At 70.6% G+C, this 5,567-nt stretch carries 4 protein-coding genes and 1 pseudogene; 3 read left to right on the forward strand and 2 right to left on the reverse strand.

Features of this window, described 5'->3' with window-relative positions; genetic code table 11:
• Together tal and tkt are read right to left on the reverse strand one after the other, a co-directional pair.
• Nucleotides 1-1,018 (reverse strand): transaldolase (gene tal / locus AB0M52_RS29645; RefSeq protein ID WP_363960590.1); only part of this gene is annotated, 1,018 nt, incomplete at its 3' end.
• Nucleotides 1,019-1,034: 16 nt separating this feature from the next.
• Nucleotides 1,035-3,173 carry a transketolase gene (gene tkt, locus AB0M52_RS29650; RefSeq protein WP_363960592.1) on the reverse strand — a complete coding sequence of 713 codons (2,139 nt, stop codon included), beginning with the start codon at nucleotides 3,171-3,173 and terminating at the stop codon, nucleotides 1,035-1,037.
• A 266-nt stretch (nucleotides 3,174-3,439) separates the two neighbouring features.
• On the opposite strand from tkt, the gene AB0M52_RS29655 reads away from it, so the two are divergent.
• The 3 genes and pseudogenes from AB0M52_RS29655 to AB0M52_RS29665 all read left to right on the forward strand — a co-directional run.
• Entirely contained in the window at nucleotides 3,440-4,396 is a 957-nt protein-coding gene (locus AB0M52_RS29655) for a heme o synthase (RefSeq protein WP_363960594.1), read from the forward strand.
• Between the two features lie 273 nt (nucleotides 4,397-4,669).
• Nucleotides 4,670-5,005, forward strand: a complete 336-nt coding sequence (locus AB0M52_RS29660; protein ID WP_363960596.1) for a hypothetical protein — start codon at nucleotides 4,670-4,672, stop codon at nucleotides 5,003-5,005.
• Between the two features lie 22 nt (nucleotides 5,006-5,027).
• Nucleotides 5,028-5,567 (forward strand): annotated as a pseudogene (locus AB0M52_RS29665) (hypothetical protein); the annotation flags it as partial.

Genomic DNA, 5,567 nt, shown 5'->3' on the forward strand with positions numbered 1-5,567 from the left:
CGATCACGTCGGCCATGTCCACGCCCGCCGCCTCCAGGTCGGCGAAGACCTGCCGGGCGTGGTCGTACGCGTCGGTGATGGTGTCCGGGCGGGTCTCGCCGTGGTCGGCGTAGGCGTGGATGACCGATTCCGGCATGGTGTTGACCGTGCCGGGTGCGATCAGCTCCTCGACGTAGATGACGTCCCGGTAGTCCGGGTTCTTGGTCGAGGTGGACGCCCACAGCGGCCGCTGCGGGTGCGCCCCGGCGTCGGCCAGAGCCTGCCAGCGGTCGGTGGAGAAGACCTCGCCGTAGCGCTGGTAGGCCAGCCGGGCGTTGGCGACGGCAGCCTTGCCGCGCAGCGCCTTGGCCGGCTCGGAGCCGATCTTCTCCAGCCTCTTGTCCACCTCGGTGTCGACCCGGGAGACGAAGAACGAGGCCACCGAGCCGATCTTCGACAGGTCGTGGCCGTTGGCCTTGGCCTGCTCCAGACCGGCGAGGAACGCCTCCATCACCTCCGAGTAGCGGTCCAGCCCGAAGATGAGCGTGACGTTGACGCTGATCCCCTCGGCCAGCGTGGCGGTGATCGCCGGCAGACCGGCCTCGGTCGCCGGGATCTTGATGAACAGGTTCGGCCGGTCGACCAGCCACCACAGCGCCTTGGCCTCGGCGACGGTCCGCTCCGACTCGTGGGCCAGCCGCGGGTCCACCTCGATGGAGACCCGACCGTCCACGCCCGCGCCGGCGTCGTACGACGGCCGCATCACGTCGCAGGCCCACCGCACGTCGTACGTGGTGATCATGCGGACGGCCTCTTCGACGTCCACGCCCCGGACGGCCAGGTCACGCAGCTGCCAGTCGTACTCGTCGGCGTCACTCAACGCCTTGGCGAAGATCGTCGGGTTGGTGGTCACCCCGACCACGTGCTTCTCCCGGCGCAGCTGGTCAAGCCCGCCGGAACTCAGCCGTACCCGGGAAATGTCGTCGAGCCAGACCGCCACTCCCGCAGCGCTCAGCTCGCCCAGCCTGTCGGTCGTCATGTGCACCCACGCTCCCTCAGTTGCCGGTGGTGAAACCGGTGATGTCGCCGACCCGGGTCAGCGCCGCGTGCGCGGCGGCGACGATCCGGTCGGGGGTGAACCCGAACTGCTCGAAGAGCACCGAGTGCGGGGCGCTGGCGCCGTAGTGCTCCAGGCTGACGCTCTCGCCGCAGTCGCCGACGATCCCGCGCCAGGACATCGCGATGCCCGCCTCCACGCTCACCCGGGCCTTTACCCCGCGCGGCAGCACCGACTCCCGGTACGCCTCGTCCTGCGCGAAGAACCACTCCTGGCAGGGCATCGAGACCACCCGGGTGGGGGTGCCGTCGGCCTCCAGCCGCTCCCGGGCGGTCAGGCAGAGCTGCACCTCGGAGCCGGTGCCGACGATGATCACCTGGGGCTTGCCGTTGGATGCCTCGGCCAGCACGTAGCCGCCCTTGGCGACCCCGTCGGCCCCGGCCAGCTGCGACCGGTCCAGGGTCGGCAGCGGCTGCCGGCTCAGCGCCAGCGCGGTCGGCCGGTCGGTGTGCTCCAGCGCCTGCCGCCAGGCCCACGCCGTCTCGTTGGCGTCGGCGGGGCGGACCACGTCCAGGCCGGGGATGGCCCGCAGCGCGGACAGGTGCTCCACCGGCTGGTGGGTCGGGCCGTCCTCGCCGAGGCCGATGGAGTCGTGCGTCCAGACGTAGATCACCGGCAGCTTCATCAGTGCGGCCAGCCGCACCGAGGGGCGCATGTAGTCGCTGAACACCAGGAAGGTGCCACCGTACGGCCGGGTGCCGCCGTGCAGGGCGATGCCGTTGAGGATCGCGCCCATGGCGTGCTCGCGGATGCCGAAGTGCAGCGTCCGGCCGTACTCGTGACCGGGGAACTCCTTGGTCGCGTACTGGCTGGGGACGAAGGACGGCTCGCCCTTCATCGTGGTGTTGTTGCTCTCGGCCAGGTCCGCCGAGCCGCCCCACAGCTCCGGCAGCACCGGTGCGAGCGCGGCCAGCACCTTGCCGGAGGCGGCCCGGGTGGCGACGCCCTTGGCGTCGGCGGGGAACTCGGGCAGCGCGTCGGCCCAGCCCTCGGGCAGCGTCCGCCCGGCCAGCCGGTCGTACAGGGCGCGGCGCTCCGGGTTGGCGGCGGCCCAGGCGTCGAAGGCGACCGTCCACTGCTGCTGCGCGGCCTCGCCACGGCCGAGCGCCTGCCGGGTGTGGGCGAGCACCTCCTCGGTGACCTCGAACGATCCGGCCGGGTCGAAGCCGAGGACCTGCTTGGTGGCGGCCACCTCGTCGGCGCCCAGGGCCGAGCCGTGGATCTTGCCGGTGTTCTGCTTGTTCGGCGCCGGCCAGCCGATGATGGTGCGCAGCGCGATGAACGACGGCCGACCGGTCTCGGCCTTGGCGGCCAGCAGCGCCTGGTGCAGCTCCGCCACGTTCTCGTGGTAGTCGCCCTGGTCGGCGTCGCCGCGCCGCCAGTCGACGGTCTGCACGTGCCAGCCGTACGCCGCGTAGCGGGCCGCCACGTCCTCGCTCTTGGCGATGCGGGTGTCGTCCTCGATCGAGATCTCGTTGTCGTCGTAGATCAGGCAGAGGTTGCCCAGCTGCTGGTGGCCGGCCAGGGCGCTGGCCTCGTGGCTGATGCCCTCCTCGATGTCGCCGTCCGAGACGATGCACCAGATGTCGTGGTCGAAGACCGATTCGCCGGGCTCGGCCTCCGGGTCGAACAGGCCGCGCTCGCGGCGCGCCGCCATCGCCATGCCGACGGCGTTGCCGAGGCCCTGCCCGAGCGGGCCGGTGGTGGTCTCCACGCCCGGGGTGTGCCCGTGCTCTGGGTGGCCCGGGGTGAGCGAGCCCCACTGGCGCAGCGACTTCAGGTCGTCCAGGCTCAGCGGGTAGCCGGTGAGGAAGAGCTGGATGTAGAGGCTCAGGCTGGAGTGGCCGGCGGACAGCACGAAGCGGTCCCGCCCGGCCCAGTGCGGATCGGCGGGGTTGTGCCGCATGACCCGGTTGAACAGAAGGTATGCCGCAGGGGCGAGACTCATCGCCGTGCCCGGGTGGCCGTTGCCGGATTTCTCCACGGCGTCCATGGCCAGCACGCGGACGGTGTCCACGGCACGGCGGTCGAGGTCGGACCAGTCAAGAGCGGGGTGCTCGGGTCGGTTGGCAGCCACGGTGGTTTGTGCTCCTCGGCGAGATGGGCGGAACCCTCACTGGTGACCCTATCGAGCGCTCCTAAACGTGCGCCCGAGGATCTCAGCATGCTGGTCTGTACGTTTCCGGCCGGCCCACCGGTTCAGCCGCTGGTGTGACGGCCCGCACCGTTGCCGGGTCGCCCGGGCAGCCAAAACGACAACGCGTAGTGTGTGTGGCGGTGTGTGGACCCGAGCCGGGTTCGGCCGCCCTGACCTCCCCTGCCGACGCCGGAAGGTGGCAATCCGTGAGCATGATCACCGAGCGCCCCGTCAGCGACCCTGCCGGGCAGACGCCGGTGCGCGCGGCGGCGGAGGCCCCGGCCGGCTCTCGTGACCTGCGGGCGATCGTGGCGGCGTACGTGTCGCTGACCAAGCCGCGGATCGTGGAACTGCTGCTGGTCACCACGGTGCCGGCGATGATGCTCGCGCACGGCGGGATGCCGTCGCTGTGGCTGGTCGCGGTGGTGCTGGTCGGCGGCTCGCTCGCCGCCGGCGCGGCCAGCGTGCTCAACTGCTACATCGACCGCGACATCGACCAGCTCATGCGGCGGACCAAGCGGCGGCCCCTGCCGGCGCACACCGTGACGCCGCGCAACGCCCTGATCTTCGGGCTGGTGCTGGCGGCGGTTTCGATCACGCTGATGGCGGCCTTCACCAACCTGCTCGCCGCCGGGCTCACGCTGGCCGCGATCGTCTACTACGACCTGGTCTACACGCTGTGGCTCAAGCGCACCACGGCGGCGAACACCTTCTGGGGCGGTGCCTGCGGGGCCGCGCCGGTGCTGATCGGTTGGGCGGCGGTGACCGGCTCGCTGTCGCCGGTGGCCTGGGCGCTGTTCGCGGTGGTCTTCTTCTGGCAGATGCCGCACTTCTACCCGCTGGCCATGAAGTACAAGGACGACTACGCCCGGGCCGGCATCCCGATGCTGCCGGTGGTGGCCTCGGTGCGGCGGGTCAACGCCGAGATCCTGCTGTTCGCCTGGCTGACGGTGCTGACCTCGCTGGCGCCCTGGGCGCTCGGTCTGAGCCCGGTCTACGGCGTACCGACGCTGGTGGTGGGCGCGATCTTCCTGGTCGAGGCGCACAAGCTCGCCGGCCGAGCCAGGCGGGGCGAGGCGGTCAAGCCGATGCGGCTGTTCCACTGGTCGACCACGTACCTGACGATCGTCTTCGCCGTCGCCGCGCTGGACGCCCTGATCTGATCAGGAAGGGTTCCTTCCTGATCTTCGCCGGATAGATCGTGACGGATGCGGTGTTGTCTGTTTTGTCGCCACATCGTCCGGCACGGGGGGACCGGGTCTCAATCGATCAGCTAGATCCGGTTGATGGCGCTCTGCGGCGTCGCATCGTCCCCCTTGATCCCGATAAAACCGGGCAAAAAACCTTTGCTCTTCCTTAAGCGCGCGGGTAATCGGTATCACAAAAGCTTCACGGTTCTCGCCCTACCGGGTTCATGTCTGCTTAGGCTTCGCGTCATGGCAGATGGTTCCGATACGACGCTGACGGCTGATCAGGCCGCCTCCGGACCGGCCCCCAACGGGCTCGTCGCGGGTATCAAATCGTTCGCCGCCGGGCACGGCGGGGCGAAGGCGGTCATCGAGTACGTCGGCAAGCGCGGGGCACGCATCGTCCTGGTGGGTTCGGACGGCGCGTGGGGCGACCAGTTCGCGGAGGACACGGTCGTGGCCCGCGAGGCCTGCGCAAAGGCCGGAGTCGCCGTGGAGAACGCCTGGGAGCGGGAGCTGATGGACCAGATGCGCCCGAGCAACGACCTCTGGCGTTCGATGGCGCGCCGCACGATGGCCCGTTGAGATAGATACTGAGAAAGATAAATTGACCAACCACCACCTGACGGCCCGGGGGAAACCCCGGGTCGCTCTCATCACCTGCACCGAACTGGCCGACCTCGACCCGGACGACCGCCTCGTGCTGGCCCCGCTCGCGGCGCGCGGCGTCATCGCCGAGTCCGCCGTCTGGGACGACCCGGCCGTCGACTGGGCCGGGTACGACCTGGCCGTGCTCCGCTCGCCCTGGGACTACATGTCCCGGCGCGACGAGTTCGTCGCCTGGGCCGCCCGGGTACCCCGACTGGTCAACCCGGCCGACGTGGTGCGCTGGAACACCGACAAGCGCTACCTCGACGAGCTGTCCGGCGCCGGCGTGCCGACAGTGCCCACCGGCTGGGTACTGCCCGGCGAGCCGTGGCAGCCGCCCGCCGACCGGGGCGAGTACGTCATCAAGCCCGCCGTCAGCGCGGGCAGCCAGGACACCGGCCGCTACGACCTGGCCGACCCGCTGCACCGGGAACTCGCCCTGGCCCACGTGCACCGGCTCGGTGCCGCCGGCCGGGTGACCATGGTCCAGCCGTACCTG

The sequence above is a fragment of the Micromonospora sp. NPDC051296 genome (assembly GCF_040682255.1).
Lineage (GTDB): Bacteria > Actinomycetota > Actinomycetes > Mycobacteriales > Micromonosporaceae > Micromonospora > Micromonospora craterilacus.